The organism is Rhodopirellula sp. P2, assembly GCF_028768465.1.
Classification (GTDB): Bacteria; Planctomycetota; Planctomycetia; order Pirellulales; family Pirellulaceae; genus Rhodopirellula.
This window is the reverse complement of sequence record NZ_CP118225.1, coordinates 4,480,580-4,505,422: the sequence shown is the minus strand read 5'-3', so window position 1 is coordinate 4,505,422 and position 24,843 is coordinate 4,480,580. Positions and strand designations below refer to the sequence as shown.

18 protein-coding genes and 1 pseudogene are annotated in these 24,843 nt (G+C 56.9%); 10 read left to right on the top strand and 9 right to left on the bottom strand.

The window, feature by feature from the left end:
- Positions 1-178: 178 nt before the first annotated feature.
- The 5 genes and pseudogenes from PSR62_RS15890 to PSR62_RS15875 all read right to left on the bottom strand — a co-directional run bounded on the left by PSR62_RS15890 (position 179) and on the right by PSR62_RS15875 (position 6,584).
- Entirely contained in the window at positions 179-1,669 is a 1,491-nt protein-coding gene (locus PSR62_RS15890) for an IS91 family transposase (protein WP_274403982.1), read from the bottom strand.
- Entirely contained in the window at positions 1,588-2,511 is a 924-nt protein-coding gene (locus PSR62_RS15885; RefSeq protein ID WP_274403981.1) for a tyrosine-type recombinase/integrase, read from the bottom strand. Before PSR62_RS15885 ends, PSR62_RS15890 begins: the two co-directional genes overlap by 82 nt.
- 1,139 nt (positions 2,512-3,650) lie before the next feature.
- Complete coding sequence (locus PSR62_RS15880; RefSeq protein WP_274403980.1) at positions 3,651-4,166, bottom strand: hypothetical protein; 516 nt, start codon at positions 4,164-4,166, stop codon at positions 3,651-3,653.
- A 334-nt stretch (positions 4,167-4,500) separates the two neighbouring features.
- Positions 4,501-4,645 (bottom strand): annotated as a pseudogene (locus PSR62_RS25790) (IS91 family transposase); the annotation flags it as partial.
- A 589-nt stretch (positions 4,646-5,234) separates the two neighbouring features.
- Entirely contained in the window at positions 5,235-6,584 is a 1,350-nt protein-coding gene (locus PSR62_RS15875; protein ID WP_274403979.1) for an IS4 family transposase, read from the bottom strand.
- Between the two features lie 464 nt (positions 6,585-7,048).
- On the opposite strand from PSR62_RS15875, the gene PSR62_RS25785 reads away from it, so the two are divergent.
- Positions 7,049-7,483, top strand: a complete 435-nt coding sequence (locus PSR62_RS25785; RefSeq protein WP_443217433.1) for a hypothetical protein — start codon at positions 7,049-7,051, stop codon at positions 7,481-7,483.
- On the opposite strand, the gene PSR62_RS15870 is transcribed toward PSR62_RS25785, so the two are convergent.
- The gene (locus PSR62_RS15870; RefSeq protein WP_274403978.1) at positions 7,395-7,814 is read right to left on the bottom strand and encodes a hypothetical protein; all 420 of its coding nucleotides are present in this window, start codon (positions 7,812-7,814) and stop codon (positions 7,395-7,397) included. The genes PSR62_RS25785 and PSR62_RS15870 overlap by 89 nt on opposite strands.
- 153 nt (positions 7,815-7,967) lie before the next feature.
- Between PSR62_RS15870 and PSR62_RS15865 the strand changes: the two genes are divergently transcribed.
- The 5 genes from PSR62_RS15865 to PSR62_RS15845 all read left to right on the top strand — a co-directional run bounded on the left by PSR62_RS15865 (position 7,968) and on the right by PSR62_RS15845 (position 13,889).
- Positions 7,968-10,442 carry a hypothetical protein gene (locus PSR62_RS15865; RefSeq protein ID WP_274403977.1) on the top strand — a complete coding sequence of 825 codons (2,475 nt, stop codon included), beginning with the start codon at positions 7,968-7,970 and terminating at the stop codon, positions 10,440-10,442.
- 82 nt (positions 10,443-10,524) lie between these two features.
- The gene (locus PSR62_RS15860) at positions 10,525-10,848 is read left to right on the top strand and encodes a J domain-containing protein (protein WP_274403976.1); all 324 of its coding nucleotides are present in this window, start codon (positions 10,525-10,527) and stop codon (positions 10,846-10,848) included.
- Positions 10,845-11,735, top strand: coding sequence for a nucleotide exchange factor GrpE (locus PSR62_RS15855; RefSeq protein WP_274403975.1), 891 nt, complete (start codon positions 10,845-10,847; stop codon positions 11,733-11,735). The genes PSR62_RS15860 and PSR62_RS15855 overlap by 4 nt, the downstream gene beginning before the upstream one ends.
- A gap of 71 nt (positions 11,736-11,806) precedes the next feature.
- A complete protein-coding gene (locus tag PSR62_RS15850) occupies positions 11,807-13,591 on the top strand; it encodes an Hsp70 family protein (RefSeq protein ID WP_274403974.1) in 1,785 nt (594 codons plus the stop codon).
- Entirely contained in the window at positions 13,584-13,889 is a 306-nt protein-coding gene (locus PSR62_RS15845; RefSeq protein ID WP_274403973.1) for a hypothetical protein, read from the top strand. Before PSR62_RS15850 ends, PSR62_RS15845 begins: the two co-directional genes overlap by 8 nt.
- Before the next feature lie 65 nt (positions 13,890-13,954).
- On the opposite strand, the gene PSR62_RS15840 is transcribed toward PSR62_RS15845, so the two are convergent.
- The 3 genes from PSR62_RS15840 to PSR62_RS15830 form a co-directional block, all read right to left on the bottom strand.
- The gene (locus PSR62_RS15840; RefSeq protein ID WP_274403971.1) at positions 13,955-14,305 is read right to left on the bottom strand and encodes an MGMT family protein; all 351 of its coding nucleotides are present in this window, start codon (positions 14,303-14,305) and stop codon (positions 13,955-13,957) included.
- Positions 14,306-14,692: 387 nt separating this feature from the next.
- Positions 14,693-15,475, bottom strand: coding sequence for an LON peptidase substrate-binding domain-containing protein (locus PSR62_RS15835; RefSeq protein WP_274403970.1), 783 nt, complete (start codon positions 15,473-15,475; stop codon positions 14,693-14,695).
- A 3-nt stretch (positions 15,476-15,478) separates the two neighbouring features.
- The gene (locus PSR62_RS15830; RefSeq protein WP_274403969.1) at positions 15,479-16,216 is read right to left on the bottom strand and encodes a Bax inhibitor-1/YccA family protein; all 738 of its coding nucleotides are present in this window, start codon (positions 16,214-16,216) and stop codon (positions 15,479-15,481) included.
- A 532-nt stretch (positions 16,217-16,748) separates the two neighbouring features.
- Between PSR62_RS15830 and PSR62_RS15825 the strand changes: the two genes are divergently transcribed.
- From PSR62_RS15825 to PSR62_RS15810, 4 genes are all read left to right on the top strand, one after another.
- Positions 16,749-17,327, top strand: coding sequence for a dCTP deaminase (locus PSR62_RS15825; protein ID WP_274403968.1), 579 nt, complete (start codon positions 16,749-16,751; stop codon positions 17,325-17,327).
- A gap of 620 nt (positions 17,328-17,947) precedes the next feature.
- The gene (gene aceE / locus PSR62_RS15820) at positions 17,948-20,680 is read left to right on the top strand and encodes a pyruvate dehydrogenase (acetyl-transferring), homodimeric type (RefSeq protein ID WP_274403967.1); all 2,733 of its coding nucleotides are present in this window, start codon (positions 17,948-17,950) and stop codon (positions 20,678-20,680) included.
- Between the two features lie 133 nt (positions 20,681-20,813).
- Positions 20,814-22,217, top strand: coding sequence for a 2-oxo acid dehydrogenase subunit E2 (locus PSR62_RS15815; RefSeq protein ID WP_274403966.1), 1,404 nt, complete (start codon positions 20,814-20,816; stop codon positions 22,215-22,217).
- Positions 22,218-22,369: 152 nt separating this feature from the next.
- On the top strand, positions 22,370-24,802 hold the full coding sequence (locus PSR62_RS15810; protein WP_338020086.1) for a beta-agarase: 2,433 nt from the start codon (positions 22,370-22,372) through the stop codon (positions 24,800-24,802).
- Positions 24,803-24,843 lie beyond the last annotated feature (41 nt).

Below are 24,843 nucleotides of genomic sequence, written 5' to 3'. Positions count from 1 at the left end.
GTTCAGATGTCCATGGATTTAAGTCGGCGAACGAATTGCGATCTATCCGCTGGGCAGGCGTTGAAAAAGCTCCACGTTGCGGTAGAGCTTGGTCGCCTGTCTTGCGGATAGATCGTGCGTTGAACTTTGTCGCCGCACTGGGTAGCGGGCAACCGAGCGATCGGGATGCTCCCGGTCGCTAGAACGAGTCTATCAGATACGACTCATGATGGTCTCGAACCGGCGAAAATCCTGGCAGCGGTAGCTGAATCCGGCGAGTTGGTTCCGCCAAGATTCCCTTTGCACTTTCTACCTGAGTTTCCCTGTACCAATCGTAAAATCCCTCCCCATAGGACTCCGCCCAGAACTTCCGATGCGATTCGCGTTGCAGGTCGGCATACCACCACGGGCAACTGTCGCTCTCTCGCCACATCAGTTCTTTCCAAGATGGCTTCGCCGTCTGAGCGACCAGCTCCAATCGGTCACTGCCGCAGTGCTCGCACAGCAAGTCGGGATGCTCCTCTTCGCACGTCGCTTCGTCGACCGTTGACACATCGCGTCCAAGTGACTCGAGCAACTCCTGGCATCGAGCCGAATAGGTCGCGTGCCGGTTGTTGGACCAGCCACCGAAGTAGCGTGTCTTGGTCAGTTGGTCCGGCTGGATGTGAAGACACCAGCGACGAATAAAGTCGCTCGTCTTCAGGGTGATCGGAACTTGTTGCCGTTCGCCGCCGGTTCGCGTTCCTTCTCGGGCCAGGAACGTCACTTCCCTGCCATTGGCTGAAGTGATTCGGTGGTTGCTGATCGGACCGCCGGTCAGATAACGCGTCAAGTAATTGACCACCTGGGTCGCGCTGCTCGTGGCGGCCGGAGGCGGCTGGATGAAGGCCACCCAGTTCTTGGACTCAAGCTTCTCGATGAATGCATCCCAGTGCTCGTTTTCTTGGAGATGTTCAAACTTGCCACCCAGCTTCAGCTTGCCAGCACGGCGAAGCCGTCGCAGTTTCGCGATCGCTTTGGTTCGGTAGGTCTCACGGAGTGCGGCAGCACGGACCAAGTGAAAGCCGTCGGAGTTCTTGGCATCCGGCGGCGCCGTCGCTTGCTTCCAGGTTGAACCGCTGAGACTCGGGCCTTCGCCAGGAACCAGTAAGTGAACGTGCCAATGCGCCTCCAACTTTTGATTCCAGGTATGCAGCACCGAGATGGCCGCCGGATCGTAGTCTTGCTCCGCTTTGATCTGGGTCGAAAGACTCTTCCAAGCCGAACCAACCAGCAGGTCTGCCATCTCTTCTCGATTGGCCAGCGCCAACTCAGACAGTTCGCTCGGGAGGGTGAAGACCACTTGATAGTAAGTGACTCCCGGCAAAATGAGGTTCGATGCTTTGTCGTTGAAGTCCACTCGCTTGCCACCGCTACAGGTCGGGCAATGCCGGTCGCCGCACGAGTTGTAAAGCGACGTGACCTCGTCACAATCACGACACTGAAACTTGCGTCCTCCCATCACGTGCGTGCGGCACAAAGAGATCTTCGCCAGCACGCTTTGGACTTGAGGGCACGTCGAATCGTCGACCGCGCCGGCAGCACCCAGCCGCAGAATTTCTGCGAGGCTTAGCTTGGGCTGTTGGTCTCCGAGATTCCGCTGTTCTCTTGGGGCGGCTGATACGTCGGCAGTTGTTTCACCGGCAACCAATCCAGTGGACTGGGGACGCTGTGCAGGTGCTCTCGTCGGCAGTGCAGATAAACCATCGTCGTGACGAAACTGGCGTGCCCGAGCAACTTGCTGATCGTCAGCAAGTCCACGCCCGCTTCGAGCAGTCCGGTCGCGTAAGAGTGCCTGAGCACATGCGGATACACTCGTTTCTTGATTCCCGCTTTCTCGGCAGACCGCTTCATCGCTTTTTGAATCGACGTGTCGGCGTAGGTCTTGGTCGCTGAGTTGCCGGGGAACAGCAAGTCGGTCGGCCTGTACTTCTTCCAGTAAACCCTCAACTCGGTCAAGAGCCTTGGCGAGAGCGGCACCAGTCGATCCTTGGCTCCCTTGGCGTGTCGGACGTGAATCATCATCCGATCCGAGTCGATGTCGGCGATCCTCAAGTGGGCCGCTTCGGAGAACCGGAGCCCCGCCGAGTACAGCGTCATCAGAAAGGTTCGGTGTTTCAGGTTGGCGGTGCATTGAAGCAGCTTGTCGATTTCGTGGCGACTGAGCACGATCGGCAAGGTCTTGGGCCGTTTCCCGAAAGGAACCATCGTGACGGGCCAAGGGACCCGGATGGTGTGCGTGTACAGAAACCGTAGCGCGCAAACCGCTTGGTTGAATGAGCTATAGGCGACCTTCTTCTCTTGGATCAGGTAAAGCTGGAAGGTTCTAACGTCTTCGACGGTTGCTTCGCCGAGCGGTTTACCGATGAACCCGGCAAACCTTCTGGCGTGATAGGTGTAAGCCTTGATGGTTGCGGGGGCCATGTTTCGGATGAGCATGTCCTCAGCCATTCGGCGAGTCAGCTTGCAAGAATGTTCTTCGGAGGGAGCCATTGCACTTGTCTCAAAGCAGGATGGAAGCATCGCACTCCGAGGGTTCGGTGTGCGGAAGCATTCCACAGTGCTTGCGAAATCCAAAAGCGCAAGTCCTACAACCGTTTTAATCAAACCTTGGCGAAGACGCTCTTTCCCATGAGCGTGCTATTTCAAGACCGCCACTGCCGTCATCCATCACGTTCCCGCCGCAGAGTTCGAGTCAGCGAAGCTGATGGAACATGCATGGTTGGCAGGGATGCCAACCATCACCCCCGCAAGGAAGCGGCCACCCACCGAAAGAGCTTGCCAACCCGTGCACTGGAGAGAGCATGCCGCCGGACGACTCGATTAAGTTCAACGACCGGCGTCACCGGGCGGGGAGAGTAAAGTTGTCCATTTCAAATTCGGCCGCAAGCCCCGCTCCGTGTGCAGTACGCCCAACATGGGCGTGATCTTGTGGGGTGCAAGTCCCCTGTACTTAGTTCCGGTTTCTTCGAAGAGGGAGTCATCATACCAGATGGATAGCTCGTAAGAAGACAGTACGAGGCGAGGGCAACTGCGGGGAGGTGACAAACCGTGGGGAGGAAGCCTGCGAAGATGATCGGTAAGCCAGCAAAGAATCGTCGCTGGACATCTTCTCGCCAAGACCCGCCAGGTGACGAACAGAAACTTGATACGAGGCCGACGACTCCAGGCGATTGGGCTGCTGACCAAGAAGCCGAACCGGAAGAAAGAGCGGAGGTAGATCAAGCACTTGGGCGGGGACAGATCACGTGTTCTTGAGCGATCAAGGACGTCCCTTATTTGGGGAGATCTCGATGCGTACCCGTGAGTAGGGCTTGCCCGAAAGGCGGGGCGGAATGCGGCAACGTATGCCCGTGCAAAGAGAAGTCAGCAGAAGGCATAGTAGCGATCCGCCGAATCCAACGGCGACGCGAAGGCCTGAAGGGAATGAGCAAGCACGTATCGACATCATCTCACGAAGGAGCCGTTGCCGTATGGCAATCTCTTAGCGGCGAAGCTGTCGGTCCAATGGCTTGGGTCATCGCGGCGACGCGTTGATTTGAAACTCGTGCTCAACCGCCTAGTGCGGTCCCGCATGCTAGGTGGTGTGGGAGGGGTCCCGGGCAACCGGGCCCCTATCCCGATCGCCATGGTTATCCGTCATCTTTTGGTGAAGGCAAAGCCTCCGGTGCCTCAAAGCACTCGGATACGAACGTCGCAAGCTCAGGTTTCAGTGATCCGTCGGCGGCGTAAAGGTCATAGTATTGCGGCGCACCGAGTCCGGATGCGGTCAGTTCGGTCTCGAATTCAGAAAGGGTCGTGATGTCAATTCTACGCAAGGTTTCGTTCCCAAGCCAATGCAGCGTTGCATCGTCAATTTGCCTCGAGTTCCCAATTGGACCGTAGGTGCGTGAAAAAAGCTCTCGGTTTCGGAATAGGTCGATGAAGACAACAAACAACATGTCGGGAACGCGACTGATGTAGCCTTGCGGATGATCGCTAAACTGGTGCAAACGACTGACGTCCGCAAGGGTCCCAGCCAATCGGGCGTGATCCGCCAGTCGCTCCTCGTAGGATGGAACGCGGTGGGTGTAGCGGTCGACATACCATCCGATCGCCAGCGCAATGCAGGCGGTGGTAAGGAGAAGCGTTGACAGTCGGAAACGCATTACTTCAGTCGGATAACAATAGATTCAACCCTACTCAGTAGGGTCGTATTCGGGAAATTGCATGATACGGGGTAAGTGAGTTGGGGTGTTTGACCAATATCACTCAACTCGCCTCCATGCTCAGAATCTTACCTGCTGCGTGTCGCTGTAGCAATGTTGCGTGCCGGGCGAGGGAGTCATTCTGACAGCACTTGCAGACTTTGAGACGGCCGTGGCATCGGCGGATGGTGTCAGCGAACGTGACCGAACATGGTTTTCGAAGTGACTTCGGCGGTACGCACTCACGCATTCCAAGGGCAGGGCGATTGCGTGTGGAGTGTCGCAATCGCCCTGGTGTCCACCCCGGTGGCAGTTGAATCCTGCCAGAGAACAACTGCTCTCGCAGCAAGGCTTGGAAGATGCTGCGGAACTTGGTCAACACAACCTTGCGTGGCAGCAGGCACTTCCTCTTGCCCGCCCCATTTCCCGTCTTCAGTCAGTCGCCTTCCGGGCACCCGTTCTCGTCAGTCGACGCGGACTTCGTCCATGTGGGTGACTTGTTCTCACCGTGATGACGCCTGGAAGGTGCGGCATGTCTTCCACCGGTGGGACAGATTTCCTTGACAACTTTCGTGCTGCGAAGGATCGCCTTCTCTTTCTCGCGAATGTGTCCAGTGAAAGTCCCATCTTATTCTTGGGGATCCATTCCCCGCATGCAAGCATTTTTGCACCCGGTGAACAAAAACGCACGCTTTGAGCGGTGGTTTCCGCGAGTGTCTCGCCTCGCTTGTTCACGCACGCGAGACAGTTTTGGTGGCTGACGTGAAGGCGATGCCTCTGGTTGCGTTGGAGCGTTTTGGAAGAATCTCATTTTTGATCGGCAGGAGGAGGAGATGCTGGGAGGCCTTGCTTAGAACCACGTGAACAACAAGTGACGTAAGCAGGTCGGCTGGAATGATCGGGCACAACCATGTGAGCCGTTTGGGCGTTCGCCCCGGTTGCGCGTGAAAACCGTGGCTAACGCCAACGGCTCACATACCCGATGACACCTGCGTACCTGCATAGCGGAAGGACGCGATCCCAATACCGCTAAATCGACATTTGTACGTGATCGCGGAAGCATCCGTTTGGCCTGGGGGGAAGTCGGTCGCTGTCGTGTTTGGTTGGTCTGGCTTTCGAGCGTTTTTTGATCTTGCGTGGGTTGATTCGATTCGCCCGAGGTGGCAACTTTTCATCCGCGATTTCGTTGATCAAGTTGGCCAGCCATTGCTTGGTTTTTACACGGCTTTTCTTGATCTCGGGGAGCCGTGCCATGAGCACGTCCAACGCACCGGTAAATGAAATGCGAAGGGGCTCGACCTCGGCAACTTCCGCGCTGCGAAAGATCAGAGTGCGCAGAATGTAGTGAGCCAGTAGCTTTCCCCAAATCTCTTGACGGACCATCGCTGGGCTTTGGCTGCGCAGCATTTGGCCTTCGCCCAAGTGGACTTTCCACTCCGAAAAGGCGATTTCCTCTTCCCAACGAACGTGGTAAAGCTCGATCAGCTCGATGGCCGGATATTCATCGGCATCGAGAAGACTCGTCAGCAGCACATGCACTTCACCGCATCCGGGGCGATTGGGATCGCGGTGGGTATAGCGAATCACGCGAATCCTTTGGCCAGGTCGGTGCAGTCGGCGATCGTTCTTGCCAAGGTAAATCGTCGAGAGGTAGGAACCGTCTGCGAACACTTTTTCGACCTCGAAAACCTGACCTTTCTTGCATCGAATGAGAAACGGAACTTGTTTGTCCAGCAGCCGATAGATGATCGGTGCGACGCCGAAATGTCGGTCGGCAAGGAGCAACATGGCCGGAGTGAGAAAGTCCAACAGCTTGAGTGTCAGCGTCTGTTCGCTTTGGTGATAAGTGCCAATGACGTTTTGCCACAACACTCGGGTTCCCAACTCACACAGCGAAACCACCCTGGCCTTGGGAAATGCACCATGCGAGGTTTGATTCGATGTGCGGCCGAAAGCCTTCCGATTGGCATCTGTATCGGGACAGTCCAGCAAGGTGCCATCGACTCCCATCAACCGGAGGCCTTTGTAGAAAGCAAAGGGATGCTTTTGCGGGGTGATTGCCAGCAACTTGATGACCGTCGAGCAGAGATGTTCGATGACGCTGGCGGCCAGTCGCTTACGAGCCATGGTGAGCGTTGCCGAAGACGGCATGAGCAACCACGGGGCTGCGAATAGGCGAAAGATTTGGCGATACTTCTTGCCAGGGAAGAGCCCCAAGCCGACAATGAGCCAAACAAGTTGCTGATTGTCGATTCGTTTGCAGTAGCGAGTTTTGAGATGCTCGCCGATACTGCGGTCGATGGTCTTTTGAGAGAGAACGCACTTGAGGCCACGAAGCCGAGCAGAATCCTTGAGTTCCGCCGAAACGGTTTGAAACATGTCGCATTTCCTTTGCGTGGTTGGGCTTTAGACACCACAATTATGCGGGGAAATGCGACTTCTTAGATATGTCGATGTAGCGGTATTGGGCACGAGCCCTCCGGTTCCTCACCGGGCGGCTTGCGCCACACCGCTAACATCGTGACTTGTTGTTTACGCGGCGGGTTGGGAGGGAGGATTCTCAGGCTAACAGCCACTTGGGTTGCAGAACGACGGGGTGAGCGACTTGCTGAGGTGGCAGGTTGGATGACACGAATTGCATTGACACGGTTCAGGTGCGGGAGTTGAGTTGTGATGGGGACGTTTTCGAAACCGGCGAGTGCCGAACAGAAGCAGCGTTGGGCGAAGAGATGGTTCCAAAAGCTTTGCCAATTTCACCGCCGGAAGACGGAACCGGACTGGAAGTTTTCGGCCGATGACGTGATTGCTTTCTTGCGATCACCTTCCCGACTTACTTGCGACGCGTGGTGGAGCAGGCGGGGATTTGGAAGCATGTGACAAGCCACATGTTTCGCCATCGCTTTGCGACGCATCTGCTATGGCAGGGAACTGGAAACCGTTCGCGTGATGCTGCTCGACGATCGCGACTAGGCACGCAAACATTTGAGGACAAATGTTCTCCTCTCGTTCCAGGTTCGATTTGGAGGTCGTGCAGTTTTACAACCGCAGTGCTCGCAAGGTTGAATCCACCTTCCTGGACGCAGTTGGGGAGGGGCGGAATGCGAGCGTCCAGCGAGAACTCCGGGGAGGGAATGCGCGCCGTTTCCCATGCTCGGCCCTCACCCTCGCGTACGCCTGAACGGCGTCGCTCTACCTCTCGCCAAACTTCGTTTCGGGAGAGGTACACCATGTGGAAATCTGCCGAAAAGCGAAATCAAAAAACTGCACGAGCTCCTTGACGGCGGTGGGGTGTGCGCAGCCGACTGAGAGCACCGGATGGTGGGCGGCACCATCCGGCGATCCTTTGGCAGGGTGCGTGACCGCTTGGCCGGCCACCGTGGGTAGCTCGTGTGTGCCACCGTGGGTCCGGTTTTGAGCGTTGGCGTTCTCGGTGTAGCTGCTCGAGTCTCGGACCAGGCTCCGGTTCCAGGATGTGTCCAGGTTGCCGTCATCTCGCTCCCACGAGACGAGGTGAGCCTCAACGTCGTAGCCGCTCGTTCCGACATCGAACCCGTGACCGCTCATCGTCCCGGTGATCCCCTCATTGGTCTTGTTCTTGTTGGCGTCCATCGTACCGCGTGTGAAACGCGAACTCGTTCACGGGTTGCCAGTTCATGGCGGAACGAGTGACAATCACGCAAAACCATAGCAAGGCAGGGCGTGTTTGGATCCGGCACCACTGCTTTCCTGTTCAGTCCATCTTCAACAAGCAAGGTTCTCACGGTGGCCTCGAAATCCAAGAAGAAAAAGAAGGGCCAGCGAGGCTCGAAGGCATCCAACGGTCCCACCCGAGTCATCGACGTGCGACAAGCGATGACGCAACATCTGCATGACGCCGCGTTCATGAGACTGGATCAACTTCTTGGTTCGGAAGCGGGATCGACTCATCTGGCACTTGCCGCCGACGTGTTCACGCTTGGATCCAAAGCAGCCCAATCGTTTGCCTACCTTCCCAAAGATCCCGATGCACTGCTGGCCAGGATCGACTCAATCCTTGAACGTCTGAAAATCAACGATTCGTCCACGACCGGCGAATCGGATCGCGTTGATGCCATTCTCGAGTCAGCCAAACGTTTGCGGAACATCTTCGGTGGGGAAGCGATTGCGGATTCCGATCTGCTAAGCGTGATGGCGGATCAAGCGATCGCCAAACCCGAACTCAGAGAACGGTTGCCAAACGAACTGGCCGAAGAAACACGGCTGGTCGTGGAAGCTCTCGAACACGTCGAGGCGGGCCGAGATGAAAAGGCATTGTCCATCCTCAAACCGATCGGGTTCCGCTCGTTGATGGCGCCCTGGCGTCTTTTCATTCGCGGCCTGGTTCACTTCTACGGGGATCGAAGGGACGAAGCGTTGGAAGCGTGGAAACGGTTGCCCCCGGACCGTTTGCCCCATGCCATGGCTCGTACGATTCTGGGAACCGTGGATGCGGCATTGCCGGGGCAGACCAAGGTCGACAAACGCAATTTGGCAGGTCTGACAAAGAACAAGCAGCCCGACTTGCACGACGCCCGAAACGACTTGCGAGAATTGTTCGAGGAAGCACTGTTCCACGAAATCCTTCAGAAGATCAAAGTCTGGGAGAAAGAAGGTTGGATCTCACCAACCACTCGCAATGCTCTGCACGACGCCATCTACACACAATTGTTGATAACGAGCACTCCCGATCAGGCCGGTGCGATCTACGGCAAACTTCGCCCACCGGCTTGGGACCCCAAGCTAGCATTGCCCCTGGCAATTGGACAATTTTTTTCCGGCGATCCGGCCGCCCCCCATGCTCATGCCCAGATTGATCGGTTCGTCGAATCGACTCAAAACAATCCGAACCTATCAGATTCCGATCGGACCGCGATCAAAGCCGTGGTGAACGCCAACATCGCGTTCTTCCTCGGCACGTTGGTGAAACGCTTCCATGATGAACTTCTGCCTGATACCGATGGGAACTCGGATTCCCTGAAAACCATCCAAGTCATCGGAAAACGATACTTGGAGCGAATGCTGAATGCCGTCCAGGCGTGCCCGCAATGGGACGCGCCGCTTCAGCACGCCCCCTTTGCGGCCATCGATCCCATTCTGCTTCCCCAAGAATTGATCTACGAGATACACGAAACCCGTTTGAAGGCTCGGGGGGATGATCTCGGTGTCCTCCTTTCCGCAGCCGAATCCTATATCCAAACCGACCTGCAACGCGCTCGTCCACTGGTGCAGCAGTTGATTCAGATCGCACCGCGTGACCAGCGCACGATCCGTCTCGCATGGAGATTGGGCACACTCTCCTTCATCGTCGCGATTCAAAACGGGAACACGGAAGAAGCTGAGCAGCATCTCGACATGCTCAGCTCAAACGTGCCTTTCGGTCAGCCAGACGGTGTGGTGGAACTGTACCGTGCCATCTGCCAGTTGGCGCAAGCCCCCGACACCGATGTGGAATCTTGTCTCGTCAAAAACGATGAATCGAAGGTGCCTCGCTATGCATCGTTGCTTCTGTTGGAGGCGATCGCCGCTAGGTGTGGGTTGCCTGCCAAAACTCGCAAAAAACTTCGCGACGCGCGGAAGCCGCTTTCGAAATCGCCATCGCTGCAAGCGGTTTCGTCCGCCTGTGACATGGTGGGCCGTATGTTGGTGAACGAAAAGCTCGACTTCCCTGGCCGTTCAGGCATGAAGACGGAGCTGATCACCGTGACCAAACGAGCCTTGACCCAATCGAGAATCGATGCATACGACATCGAAACGGCGAACACCATCGGCGTCTTTGTCGTTCACGCCCAAGATGACGTCCTGTCCCGTCGATTCTTGCGAACCACCCGACACCACCACTACGATTTGCACATCGTCAGCTTGGTCCGAGCGTTCGGAGTCGATTTGGAACTTGCTTCGCCCATCCTCTCCGATGTGGTGTTCGCGGATCCCGATGCCCCCAATAGCCTGCCCGCCGAACTGCGTCCAATTGCCCAGCGACTCTATGAAGCCAGCGAGGAGCATTACAACGAACGCATGTACTCGGATGACGACGACATGGACTTCGAATTTCTAGACGATGACGAGATCCCCCACGACGCTATGAATTCGATCCCGCCCGAGATGCTGTTGGCGTATATGCAGAACCCAGAGATGATGGAAGCGCAGATGAGACAAATGATGCCGGGCAAGCTTGTTGACGCTTTGCTCGAGGTGCTCGCAATGCGTGTGCAAGATTGATTCCACCCCAACGCTTCCTACCGTCTTCTCGACCTCTCTCGCTCAACATTCAACTCACTGTTTGACAGACAAGAACATCGCCATGAGCCCCTCGAATCAAGATCCCTTCGAAGTCCTTGGCTTGGACACGAAGGCAACGACCGCTGAGATTCGCGTCCGGTACTTGGAACTGGTGCGTCAACATCCACCCGAACATGACCCCGATCGGTTTGCTGAAATCCACGATGCGTACACCGCCGTTGGAGATCCGATCCGCGTTTGGTCCAACCGATTGTTTGCTCCTGCACTCCCCCATTTCAATGACGTCGTTGAGAAGTTTCAATTTCAACCTCAACGCTTGCCCACCGAGGCGTTGCTTCGCTGTGCCCAACGACTCCATCAATCCAACCGTGGACCAGCGAAGTGAACATTCCCGCAGATGACGACTGGCCCCAAACGCGAGCAGCAATCAAAGACAGGTTCCTCGCATGGATCGACACGGCAGGTGAAACCGACCACGGGCGACAACAATTGGCCAGGATGCTGGCGGAACTGGACCAACAAGAGAATTCTGATGCGTCTGCCCCCACCGCAGCGCAAGCGGAGGCGACGCAGCAAGCCGCCGCAGCCTCACTTCATGGACTCGGGCAAATCACTCGAGACCTGACCGCGCTTCGACATGAACTGAAGCTCAACACGAAACAAAACCGGTCGCTTTCCGATACGCTTGCCAGTGACGCGGAACGAATCGTTGCGGCCAGCGACGCGTTGCTGGAACAACTCCACGAAAACTCGACTCGGACGACTGCCGGTCAATCGACCACGGGGAAACAGGTGTCCCCCGCAGATGCGTCGATGTCGGAAACGACTCGTTCAGCGATCACCGCCATCGTGGAAGTCGACGAAGCGCTCTCGCGGCTCACCCAAGCTTTCGAAGCCGCCGTGCAAGATTGCCCCACGCCGCCGTCCACGTTGGGCACCGGATGGTTTGGTCGTCGCAAATTCGAACAGCACGAACAGCTCTGGCAAACCGCTTGGCAATCCAGAAATCAATCCCTCAACGGACTGGCGGAAGGCCTGCGATTGACCACGCAGCGAATGAGTCAACAATTGGCATCACTGAATATCGAACGCGTGGGAGCCCCTGGAGACGCCTTTGATCCGCAAACGATGCAGGTGCTAGAAGTCCAACCCTCCTCAGAACATCCCGTTGGCACGGTCCTGCGGGTCCTGCGAACCGGGTATCAACAAGGGACATGGTTGATTCGTCCCGCACAAGTTGTCACGGCCCAGGCCATCACCGCGAATTCTTGAACCGAACTCTTCCCCTTGTTGCGCTTCACGCGTCACCCCCCAACGACTGACCATCCATTCAAGGAAACAGAATGCAACCGACGATCGGGATCGATTTAGGAACGACCAACAGCGTGGTCGCCGTCGTTGAAAACGGCACTCCCCGAGTGATCAAGAACCCGGAGACGGGTGAGGCTGTCCTGCCCAGTGTCGTTGGGCTGGATCCGTCTGGCAATTGGTTGGTTGGTCAACCTGCACTCAATCAAGCCGCCCTGTTCCCTGAATCGACCATTCGCAGCGTCAAGCGAAAGATGGGGGAGCATGTCCAACTCACTCTCGGCGAAAGACAATTCACGCCGCCTGAAGTTTCCGCTGTGATCCTCGGGCGTCTGCGTCAATGGGCAGAACAAGACCTCGGATGCGAGGTCAACCGCGCTGTGATCACCGTGCCCGCCTACTTCGATGACGGTCAACGGGAAGCCACCCGCCAAGCCGGCGAATTGGCGGGATTGGAAGTGCTGAGGATTGTGAACGAACCCACCGCGGCCGCGTTGGTTTACGATTCGCAAACTCAGGATCCACACAAAGTGCTCGTTTATGACTTGGGCGGCGGCACGTTTGATGTTTCGATTGTCGCCATCGAATCCGGCGTCGTCGAAGTCCTGGCCACGTTTGGCGACACGCACCTCGGCGGGGACGACTTTGATGCTCTCCTGTGCAACCAATTGGTGAACGCAACGGGGGACTGGAAGGAATCGATTCTCGCCGATGTGGGTGCGATGGCACGTTTGTCGTTGTCTGCCGAGGCCGCCAAGCGACGCCTGAGTTTCGACACATTCACCAAGGTTGCGGAAGAGTTCTTGCTGCCCGGGAATCCATCCAGCCACCTGGAAACGACCTTGGAACGGGAGGACTACGAAGAATTCATTGAACCACTTTTGAATCGAACGATCTCGTGCGTCGATTCTGCTCTCGCTGATGCGGGTTTGCATGCCGGCCAACTCGACAAAGTGATCCTCGTCGGCGGCAGCACCCGGACACCTCTGGTCGAACAACTCCTGACGCAGAAACTGGGGCACCAACCTTCCGCAGAAGTTGATCCCGATCTTTGCGTGGCTTTGGGTGCTGCCGTGCAGGGGGCTCTTTTGTCAGGACAAGACGTCGACCGAGTCTTGATCGAAATCACGCCGCACACCCTTGGCGTTCGCTGCGCCGAGGATCGCGATCCGCTTGGTCCCGCGAATGCGTTTGCGCCCATCATCCCCCGCGGCAGCGCCCTTCCCTGCAAACGATCGCAAACCTTCTACACCATCGTCCCAGGTCAGACAGAGGTTTCGGCGGAGGTCTTCCAAGGAGAAGCCAAAGTCGTGACAGACAATTTCTATGTCGGAGAGCTCGAACTGACCGACTTGGATCCTGATTCACCCGCCGACAGTCCCATCTCGGTGACATTCACGTTGAACCTGAACGGCATGTTGGAAGTCCGAGCCGTTGACCGGCGAACGGGCAAAGAGGCATCCACTGAGATCAAGCGTCTGAACGATTCCTCCAGACAGTCGGGATCAGAAACCGAGTTCGGGTCGGTTTCGGCGGACGAGATCTCAGAGATGCTAGGACGCGTCCCTGCAGGCCAGCCGTCTAAAACGATCGAGGCCCCCGAAGCGGAATCCAAACCCGGCAACAGTCTGACACGTCGGCTCCAGGAATTGATGCCATCGATCGACGCAACCCGCCAGAACGCTGACGAACAGGATGCGGAGGAGATCGATGATTTGGTGGCTCAGTTAAAATCGGCCGCTGACAGCAACAACACCGAAGTGTTTGCCGAAAAAGCCGAAGCACTCGAAGACCTCCTTTTCTATCTCAACGATGCCTGATCTCAGCGAAACCGCCACCGGCGAATTCCAGCCCAAGCCAACGCCATTGTCGTTGGTCTGTCCTGTCTGCCGTGCAACACAGGGTGTCTCGGACCAATGCCGACGCTGCCGTGCTGACTTGTCGTCCATCAACACTCTGCGCCGCAGCGAGGCGTTCGCGTCCCTGGCTGCGCTGATGAATTTGGTGGCAGGCAATCAGTCGGACTTCAAGCAATCCTTGCGGACCCTGGAGTTGCTGGCGCCGCAAAAGGCGAAAGCACTGCACCACCTTGACCAAACGATGCCGACCGATGATTGAAATCAAACGCGTTTGAGCGATTCAAACGCAGTCAGTCTCACGCGTTTGCAGCCGATGCATCCATCTCATTTCGACGAGGCAGCGAACCTTCCCAGAGGCGACTGCACCACTCGCATGCGTTCCATCGTCACGCCTTCTTCGATCAACCGTTGTTCTTGTAGCGTTGGGTTAACCGGCGGCAATCGCCCATCGTTGTAGACCACTCGCCACCAAGGCAACGCATCAAAGGATGCACCCAGCAATTGCCCCACCGCTCGGTGGCGGCGGGGATAGCCTGCTCGTGCGGCGACATCACCGTAACTGACGACTTCCCCCGGTCGCAGCGCCTCGATCGCGGCGACGAAGGCGGTTCGCATCGGATCGGAGGTCGATTCTCGTTCCGTCCATTCCGACGATTTGAAAGACTCGGAAGACATGGGTTCAGAATTCCACTCGAATTTCGTTTGGCGGCCGCGAACCTGAATTTAGTTGCGTGCGTCTTGACTACCGACGATCATGTCGTCACTGGGTCGCGATTCCGCGTCGCGACAAAACTTCCGCACGTTCGCTTGTCTGTTCTGGTTGGCACCTGGGCAAGTGGCGTCGAACCAAATTTTCAAAGGAGGTGATCAAGTGGATTATTGCTGTATTAGCCAACGGGGTGGAAACCCTTGACGAAAGTCGGCGGGCTGACGCCAGGGTCAGCCACCCCACTCGCGATCACTTTCTAGAACGCGAGCCTAGCCCGTTTGCTGAGATGGTTACCTTGGTCTCAGCAGACGGGTTTTTCATGCGCCCATTCGCTTCAGTTCACCTCACTCGTTTCAGTTCACGCTGAACGGCGGCGGGAACTCTTTTCGCGAACGCGATGACTCGGCAAGGTCAACGTCACCTTCTTGCACGCTGACGGACTGCAAGTCCAAACCGCCCCGCTGAATCATTCGAATCAGCGTTTCGGCTCGTTGATCCACATCGGACATGGCGAGCAGTTTGATCTTTTCATCAGGATCAAAGGGCAGCGTGTACGCGATGATGTCCGTGATCGGCCCGACTCCCATTTGCCCGGCCATCAAATCATGCAGGGACTTCTGGGAGCCTTCGCTGACGGGAATGATCTTTCCGAAAGCTTCTAGCAATCGCTTTTTCAGATCAGCCCGCTTCTGGGTGCCAGCGGGCAGATAGAAGTCGTCAATCAAATCAACACGGGCGGTCCGGAACGAACGCCCGGTGTCCAGTTCATGACGCACTGTGGCGCGGCGGATCCCGACGACCAAAATGTTGTGCCGATCGCCTTCCAATTCCGCGTGCGAGATGATCTTGCCCACGCACACGGTGGGCGAGATCGGCGGCAACATATTCAACGGCAACTTCAGGTTCGCCGTGTCATCCAGGACCACGCTGCCCTGAGAATTGGTCAGCGTCGCCATCGTGATCAGATGATCCGTCGACAATGCTTCTTGCAGCATGTCGACGTATCGAGGTTCGAACACGTGCAGCGGTTGCATCGCGTGAGGGAACAAAACCATTCCCGGAAGCGGAAACAACCGGACCAGCCCGTCGAAGTCATCCGGCAGACTGGTCACTCCTGTGATCGAATCAAAACTCATGAATCAGTCGTTGCTGGAGAAGGCAATCAGGATTCGCAGCACATAGTAGAACAGCAACGCGACCGAAGCAAACAACGCCAAGGAAGCGGCGACGTACTGACGCGTGTCGTAGTGATGCAAAACATTGGAGGTGTCATACAGAATGTAACCGCATGCCAAGGCCACCATCGCGGCACTGAAGAACAATCCCAATGAGAAGCCGAAGATCACGCCGCAAACGACGACTCCCATTGCCACCAAACCCGCGACAAACAGGTAAGTTCCCCACGAGGCCAAGTCGACCCGCGTGAGCATCACGAAACCGGTCAGCCCCGCGAAGGTGAGCGTGGTGATGATCCCTGCCAAAATCGGAATCTGGGGTTGGCCCATCACGCGAATCGCGATGTACATCAGCGGCAACATGATCGCGGCTTGCGCGACCACATACAGTCCCAACCCAGCGTATTGCAGCCCGCGAGATTGTCCGCTGCTGGCCCAGGAACGAGCCATCCAACTGACGCCCATGAAGGCGCCCAACACCAACAACCAACCGTACCCGCCCGTCATTCGCTGGACCATCATGTCCATCGTCGCGGCGGGAACCATCGTGAATAGCACGACTTCTAACGCCAAGAAAGCGAAAACCGCTCCTGAAAGGTGCGCGTAAGTGCGGCGAATGAACGCAATTCGATCGGTCTCGTCTGCGTAGATCGCTGCGTTGCCATAGGTGGCACCGTCCACGCCGGAAGAGTAAGGATTCATGTTGCTCATAGGTCGTTCGTTTCAGTGGAAAGGCTGAATCAAGGTTGGGAGACAAAAATCCGATCGCGGAATGCAAATCGGTATCGGAAACTCGAAAACGGACTGCCGTTTCCCAAACGCCAAGGTGCTGGTCGCACGTTGACCCCCAGAATGAACAATCCACTCTCGAAATTCACGATCGTTTCTGTTGGAGATGACGGGGCTGAGCAGCTTTGACGTCAACCTCACAAGTTATGCGGGTCAAACCGGTTCTACGGAGCAAATCGGTTGTTGCTCGCTTCGAACCTTCGGCTTTCCAGAAATATACCTCAATGCGAGATCTCGGGGATCAATCGCAAGCCGGAAGTGGTTAAATTGCCAGGAGCAGCCCAGACAACGAACCGCTCCTCATTCCCCAATCCACTCAAATCCCCCGAATGCCATCCCCGTTGTTGGGCATGGGACACTCTCGGTGATTCGTCGAGTGCCGATCTTTCGGAGTGGTTCCTCCCGTCCCGCACCTCGCCACGTTCCGCAAAGGCAACCCAAGTCGATGATCCTTTCCGGTCAAGACATTCAACAGCGATTGGGCAAAGACATCGTGATCGATCCGTTTGATCCCGCGCGATTGTCACCAAACAGCTACAACCTGACGCTTCACGATGAGTTGCTGGTTTACGAAGAAGTCGTGCTGGATGCCGCTTCTCCCAATCGGTATCGCCGCCTGACCATTCCCGAAGAGGGCCTGACGTTGCAACCCGGCACGTTGTTCTTGGGGCGAACGGTCGAACACACCGAAACGCACGGGTTGGTGCCCATCGTCCAGGGCAGGTCCTCACTCGGGCGGCTGGGGCTGTTCCTGAATCCCGGCGGCAGTCTCGGGCACGCGGGCTACCGCGGGACCTGGACGTTGGAACTGCACTGTGTCCAGCCGGTCCGGATCTACCCACACATCCAAATTTGCCAAATCACTTACTGGGAAATCAGCGGCGACAGCCCTGAAGAGGCCAGTGAGAAATACCAAAACAGCCACGACATCCAGCCCTCGCTGATGCACCGCGAACTTGGATTCGATGATCGTGACACGCAACTCGAATTGGGTTTTGACGAGACAATCCGAAGCCTCCCCTGACCTCCCGCAGATGACGCATACCGCTTTTCGGCGGATTTCCACATGCCGCACCTCTCCTGAAACGAAGTGGTGGGAAAGGCCGAGCGACGCCGTTCAGGCGGACGCGAGGGAGGGGAGGCTGATGACAAACGCCTGGCCATACAAGTCTTCAAAATTGCACGAACGCTTCCAACGGGGCGTTCACACCTTTCCCGCGACCAAATGTCGCTGCCGAGCGTGATTGGTTGTTCGTCTTGGCCGTTCGGAAACCAGAAAGAACCGGATTCCCGGTGACGTCTCCGTTTCCAATTGACGCAGGACAGGGTCTGCCGCCCTCCCAAAGGTGCGTCAACACACCGTTAGGCCGTGCGAACTGGTGCACACCGGCGTGAACGGGGCACCCCCGCGGCCTCGGACGCCGGGCAGCTCCCTCGGGGGCCACCGGGTCAGCCAACCGGTGGCAGCGAGCCGAAACAACCGCGATCAGCGCAACCAACTGTCCACCAAAGCGGAAACGAGCATTTCTGGCCGTCTTCCTAACCTTGCTGGAAACAGGCAAGAGCCGCTAAACTACGAGGTCTGACTCAAAAACTCGACCTATCTGATCCAAACGTCCGCGAGCCCGGAGTTCTCTACTCTCTATGTCCGAATCAAAATCCGTCGCTCAAGCCGAAATTTCTCAGAACCTCGGCGAATTGCAACACTCGCCGGATGTCGATGTCGACGCCGCCGAGACCCAAGAGTGGATCTCATCCCTCGAATATGTTCTCCAGAGCAAAGGCCCTGAACGGGTCAAATTTCTGATCGACCAATTGCGTGACCGAGCCGCCGAAGAAGGCGTGCCGCTTTCCTCGGACACCTCGACACCTTACGTCAACACAATCCCACCTCACGAACAGCCCGCTTACCCCGGCAATCGTGAACTCGAACGTCGCATCAAATCGATCATCCGCTGGAACGCGATGGCCATGGTCGTCCGAGCCAACAAACGGCCCGGCGGCGTCGGCGGACACATCAGCACCTTCGCCAGCTCCGCGACGCTTTACGAAGTCGCCTTCAATCACTTCTTCCAAGGCCGTGGCGAAGACGGTTACTCCGGTGACTCGATTTACTTCCAAGGTCACGCCTCGCCCGGCATGTACTCACGTGCCTACCTCGAAGGCCGTTTGTCCGACGAGAACCTCGACAACTTCCGCCGTGAACTCGCTCCCGGTGGCGGACTTTCCAGCTACCCCCACCCGTGGTTGATGCCCGGTTTCTGGGAATACCCCACCGTCTCGATGGGCCTCGGTCCGATCATGGCGATCTACCAAGCCCGCTTCAACGAATACCTCAACGATCGCGGGATCAAAAACACCAAGGGACAAAAGGTCTGGGCGTTCCTCGGTGACGGCGAATGCGACGAACCCGAAACTCTCGGCGCGATTGGGTTGGCTTCACGAGAGAAGCTCGACAACCTGATCTTCGTCATCAACTGCAACCTGCAGCGTCTCGATGGCCCCGTTCGCGGCAACAGCAAGATCATCCAAGAACTGGAATCGATCTTCCACGGTGCCGGATGGAACGTCATCAAAGTTGTCTGGGGCGGCGAATGGGACGAACTGCTGGCTCGTGACACGACCGGCTTGCTCGCCAAACGCATGAACGAAGTCGTCGACGGTCAGTACCAAAAGTACACCTCGATGCCCGGCAGCTACATTCGCGAGCACTTCTTCGGCAAGTACCCCGAACTGCTGGAGTTGGTCAAACACCTGTCCGACGAGAAGCTCGAAAAAATCCGTCGCGGCGGTCACGATCCCGAAAAGGTGTATGCCGCCTACAAACAAGCGACCGCGCTGAACAACGGCAAACCAACCGTGATCCTGGCCAAGACCGTCAAGGGCTATGGATTGGGCGAAGCCGGCGAAGGCCGCAACGTGGCTCACAACCAAAAGAAGATGAACGAAGCCGAACTGCTCGAATTCCGAACTCGCTTCGGGATTCCAATCAGCGACGAAAAAGTCGGCGAGGCCCCGTTCTACAAACCACCGGCCAACAGCCAAGAGATGAAGTATCTCAAGGAACGCCGCGAAGCTCTCGGTGGCCCAGTGCCAAGCCGTCCGACCGAGCACCCGAAGTTGGAAATCCCGGCTCTGGATGTGTTCCAGAAATTTGTTGCCAAACGGACGGACAACAAAGAGGTCAGCACCACCTTCGCCGCCGTGCAAATGTTGGTCGCGATGTGCCGCGACAAGTCGATTGGCAAATTTGTGGTCCCCATCGTGCCAGATGAATCACGAACCTTTGGCATGGAAGGCATGTTCAAACAGTTCGGCATCTACGCTCACGCGGGCCAGCTCTACGAGCCAATGGACTCGGACCAAGTCGCTTTCTACAAGGAAGCTCAAGACGGCCAAATCTTGGAAGAAGGCATCACCGAGTGTGGTTCGATGTCCAGCTTCAACGCCGCCGGCACCGCTTACAGCTGCCACGGTGTGAACATGATCCCGTTCTACATCTACTACAGCATGTTCGGCTTCCAACGAATCGGTGACTCGATTTGGGCCGCCGCTGACATGCGAGCCAAGGGCTTCCTGGTCGGTGGTACCGCCGGGCGCACGACGCTCAATGGCGAAGGATTGCAACACCAAGACGGGCACAGCCTGCTCAACGCGATTGCCTTCCCAACCGTGCGTGCTTATGACCCCGCGTTCGCCTACGAAGTCACCGTGATCGTTCACGAAGGCTTGAAACGAATGTACGAAGAAGGCGAGGAGTGCTTGTACTACATCACCGCCGAAAACGACCCGTATACACAACCGGAAATTCCTGAGGGATGCGAAGAAGGCATCATCAAGGGAATGTACAAATTCAGGAGCCGTGAAGTGGACGGTGCCAAGGCACGCGTTCAATTGTTCGGCAGCGGTGCGATCCTGAACTGTGCTTTGAAGGCTCAAGAGATCTTGGCCGAGAAGTACAACATCGCCAGCGATGTTTGGTCCGTGACCAGCTACACGTTGCTGCGTCGTGACGCGCATGCCGCCGAACGTTGGAATCGCTTGCATCCCACCGAAACGCCGCGCCAGAGCTACCTCGAAGAAGTGCTTGATGGTGTCGAGGGCCCGTTCATCTCGGCCAGCGACTACGTGCGTGCTCTGGGCGAACAACTCACCCCTTGGATCCCAGGTGACTACTACGTTCTGGGCACCGACGGCATGGGCCGCAGCGAAACTCGCGAAGCCCTGCGTCGCCACTTCGAAGTCGATGCCGAGTCCATCACGATCGCTGCGTTGGGGCGTCTGGCCAAAGCTGGAACGTTCCAAGCCACCGATGTTGCTCAAGCGATCAAAGATCTGGATTACGATCCCGACAAAGTCGATCCTTACTTCGCGTAACTTTGGCCGCATCCACGCGAGCGTCCTTTTCGTGATGCGGTCAGCTGGCCTCTGTTCCCAACCAGGAACGGCCACGACCGCCGGGACCGAGCGTCTCAACCTTCTCCAATCACACCCCTGACATACCTTTCCCATGACTGAAGTCAAACTCCCTGAACTCGGCGACGGCATCGAATCTGGCGATGTCCTTGAAATTTTCGTTTCCGTCGGCGACACGATCACCGCTGGCCAGGACATTGTGGAAATGGAAACGGACAAAGCGACCGTTCCCGTGCCCAGCGATGTGGGTGGCAAGGTCACCAAGATTTCGGTCAGCGAAGGGGACACGGTTCCCATCGGCGGCGTGTTGTTGGAAATCGAAGCCGCCGCCGGTGCCGCCTCGGCCCCCGCCCCGGCAGCGCCTGCCGCACCGGAAGCCAAGCCCGAACCCAAACCGGAACCTGCTGCAGCAGCCGCACCAACGCCGCCCCCTGCGGCCGCCCAACCACCGGCGCCAGCTGCACCGGCCGCGGCTCCGCCAGCTGCCGCCCCAGTCGCCCCAGCACCCGCAGTTGCTGAAGCGTCCGAGGCCCCCGTCGATGCTGGTGGATCGATTCCCGCTGGCCCCGCCATCCGCCGCTTCGCTCGTGAGACGGGCGTCAACTTGGCCACCGTCACCGGCACCGGTGCAGGCGGACGCATCACCCGTGACGATGTCTTGGCAGTGGTTCGCTCGGCCAGCCAAAGGGCTGCCGCTCCCGCCGCCAAGCCTGCGCCCGCCGCTGGCAAATCGGCTCCGCGAGCCAACGTCACATCGGGCGATTTGCCCGGCACCCCTGACAACGACGACTACGGCCCCGTTCGCATCGAGCGAATGAGCAAGATCCGGAAAACGATCGCGGCTCAGATGCACTTGTCATGGTCCACCGTTCCCCGAGTGACCAACTTCGACGACGCCGACATCACCGATCTCGAACGACTGCGGCAGAGCAGCAAAGAAGACTACGCGGCTCAAGGTCTGAAACTGACCACGATGCCATTCTTGGTCAAAGCCGTCGCGACCGCTCTTCGTCATCACCCATCGCTCAACGCGGTGATCGATTCCGAGAACCAGCAAGTGATCTACAAAGATTACGTCAACATCGGAATCGCGGTCGACACCGACAACGGTTTGGTCGTTCCCGTGATGCACAACGCCGACCAAATGGGGATCCCAGACACCGCACGCAACATCGCCGAGATGGCAGGTAAAGTTCGTGGCGGCAAGTTCGGCGTCAATGACCTTCGTGGTGGATCGTTCACGATCAGCAACCTCGGCGCGATCGGTGGCCAATACAGCACACCAATCGTGAACGTTCCCGAAGTCGCCATCTTGCTGGTCGGCCGATCGCGAAAGTTGCCTGTCGTCATGCCCGACGATTCGATCCAACCTCGCCTGATGATGCCGCTCAGCCTTTCGTACGATCACCGTTTGGTCGACGGAGGAACCGCAGCTCGCTTCCTTAACGATGTGATCGGCTACCTGCAGGCACCAAGTCGCCTGTTGCTGGCTCTCTGAGCCTGAAGTGATCGAGACAAATCATTCAAAGGCCGAGTCAAACCGACTCGGCCTTTTTTCGTTTGACCACGAGAGCTTCAACCTCACAACACCAATTCGAACTGAGAACAAGTCCATACATTGGACAAAGGAACACCTCGTGACAATCATTGATGGTTCCCCATCCCATCGTCACTGGATTCAGCACACTGATGAAACAGATTCATTTCGCTGCCCTCGTCTGCCTTTCCTTCTTTCCTGTCTTCGCGTCTGCTCAGACTCCGACGGCCCCCAACCTTTTGAGCAAGGAAGGGCTCGCTCGCCAAGCGGCCCATGCGTATTTGTTCGACGAGTTTTCGAAGGACAAAGAATCGACTTATCGGGGCGAAGGCGAAAACCGAAACCTGGTCGAGCTGGTGCTCTCCAATGAACCCCTTCAACTCAGCGGAGACGTTTCAATCGAGTTGCCGGCCGGAAGCCAGCGGGTCGCTTCGCTGTTCAAGTACATCATCCTTCGTGGTGAGAACCTGAATCATCTTGGCGGCATCGAGGTCGCTCCCTATTCCGGTGGCGGAACGGTTGAACGCAGCACTCAAGAACCCAAGCTGTATCGTTTTAAATTGCCCGCGATGCCTGTCCCCAGCGAGGACATGCCGCCGATCCGCATTCGCACCCGTTGCGCCGATGGCAAGACCGCAACCGTCACGCAGATCGCCTTCAACTCACAAGGCAAACTGCCCGTGAAGTTCGACGACATCCCTTATCGAACTCTGGGCGCCGACCGACCTCGCGTTCCGGTCAACGTGCGTGTCGACCTGCAACACGAACTTTCCATCGCCGGCCACGTCGAGTTGGAACGCCAGAAGTTCTTTCGCTACTATGCCGCACCGGGAACTTCCGACCCCAGCTTTGAACGATGGGCAAGCGAACGCAACTTCTCCCCGGGCCGGCAAATATTCAAGCTCGATCCTGCTTTGGTCGTTGGCTATGGTCCCGGCGAAAAGCTAAAGGAAGATCCCAACAACAAAGGAGCCGCTGACCTCACGTTTTTTGATCGCCACGATTCGTCGCCACCGAAGACGATTCCCGAGTTCGAAGCGACCGACTATGCGATGTGCTTGAACGACTACCCCGAATTCATGTCAGTCGAACATGTCGGACGGGGAACACCATTGATCGAGCACTTTGGCGACGCAGCGAACTTAGCCGCCGCTCACATCGCAGATCAACAACGTGATGGCGGACGAACCGCGAATTGGTGGGAAGTCAAAAACGAATCCACCATCAAAGCCGAGTGGGACTACCACTATCAGAAGCAACATGATTCTTGGGCTTTGCTCGCCGAGTTTCATAATGCGGTCGCCGATGCCGTGCACGCGAAAACTCCTTCGGTCAACGTCGGTGGCCCGACCTCCGCTTGGATGCAATTGCACGTCAACCAATTTGGCTTGTATCGCGACCAAACCCAATTCATGGATCTCACTCGTGATCATCTGGACTTTTACTCACACCACTTCTACGAGGACATGGGCTCGCTCGGTGCATGGGAACGTCGCGACAAAGGTTACTCGGGATACTTGCTCGGTCGTCTCGAAGCCACGCTCGACATGCTGCAAGCACACATGGAAGAGACCGACAACGTCAAACCCATCCTGATCACCGAGTGTGGTTCACTTCAAGCTGGACGCGGCGCGGCCGACTATTGGTTGCGTCTGCGATCTTTCAGTGCGTTCTTGCACAAACTGATGAGCCGTCCGCATCAAATCGATTTGTCGGTTCCGTTTGTCTTCACGAACATGCACTGGAACCCGACCAGCGGAAACATCGCCTTTGTTCCAACCGAAGGTGCATCGGCGAGAGGTCCTTTGGCCGATTTCCAGCCCACCCCCGTTGCTCACTTCTTCGAGCTCTGGCGTGACTTCGATGGTCGAAGACTCCCCGTCGCAACCAATGGTCTGGCTGAAGTCGGCCTGAACGCGACGGCTGTCTATCAAGGCAATCGTTTGCAGATCGCACTGACCAACATGACCAGTCATCAACTCAGCGTTCACCTATCGGACATCGCAGGCGAAGCATTGCACGCATCGTCCATCCAGCAACGACGTTTGCGATACAACGACGGCGAAGTCATCTACGAAGACGCGATTTCATTGTCCGATTCGACGGTGATTGAAGTCGATGCGGAGGAAACAACCGTGCTGACGTTCACGTTTGACGAAGCGATTCAGCCTAAAAAGACACTGCTTCGCAAATTTGCTTACGCGGCCGGCACCGCCGTGACCGCCGATCAAACGCAAACATTCCAAATCGATATCGACGACGCATCCGATATCGAATCGACTGAATTGGTCGTCGGGGTCCACCGAATCAAAGGACTTGAGCAAGCCGTTTCTGGTACGTTCAACGGTCACCGTTTTGAGTCACACCCGGAGTGGACCCACAAGTTTGATCAGCTGTTGGCACCGCTGGAAATTCCGATCTCTAAAGACTGGCTGCAAAATAACAACCAAATCCAAATCGAACCCCAACCCGGACTGACGATCACCTCAGTCCACTTGATTCGCGACAGCATCAGTGAGGCCGTCGATAGCGAACACGGTCAGTGAATCTGCTTGGTTTCATTTGCACTGTGCTTTGTCACAGCGGC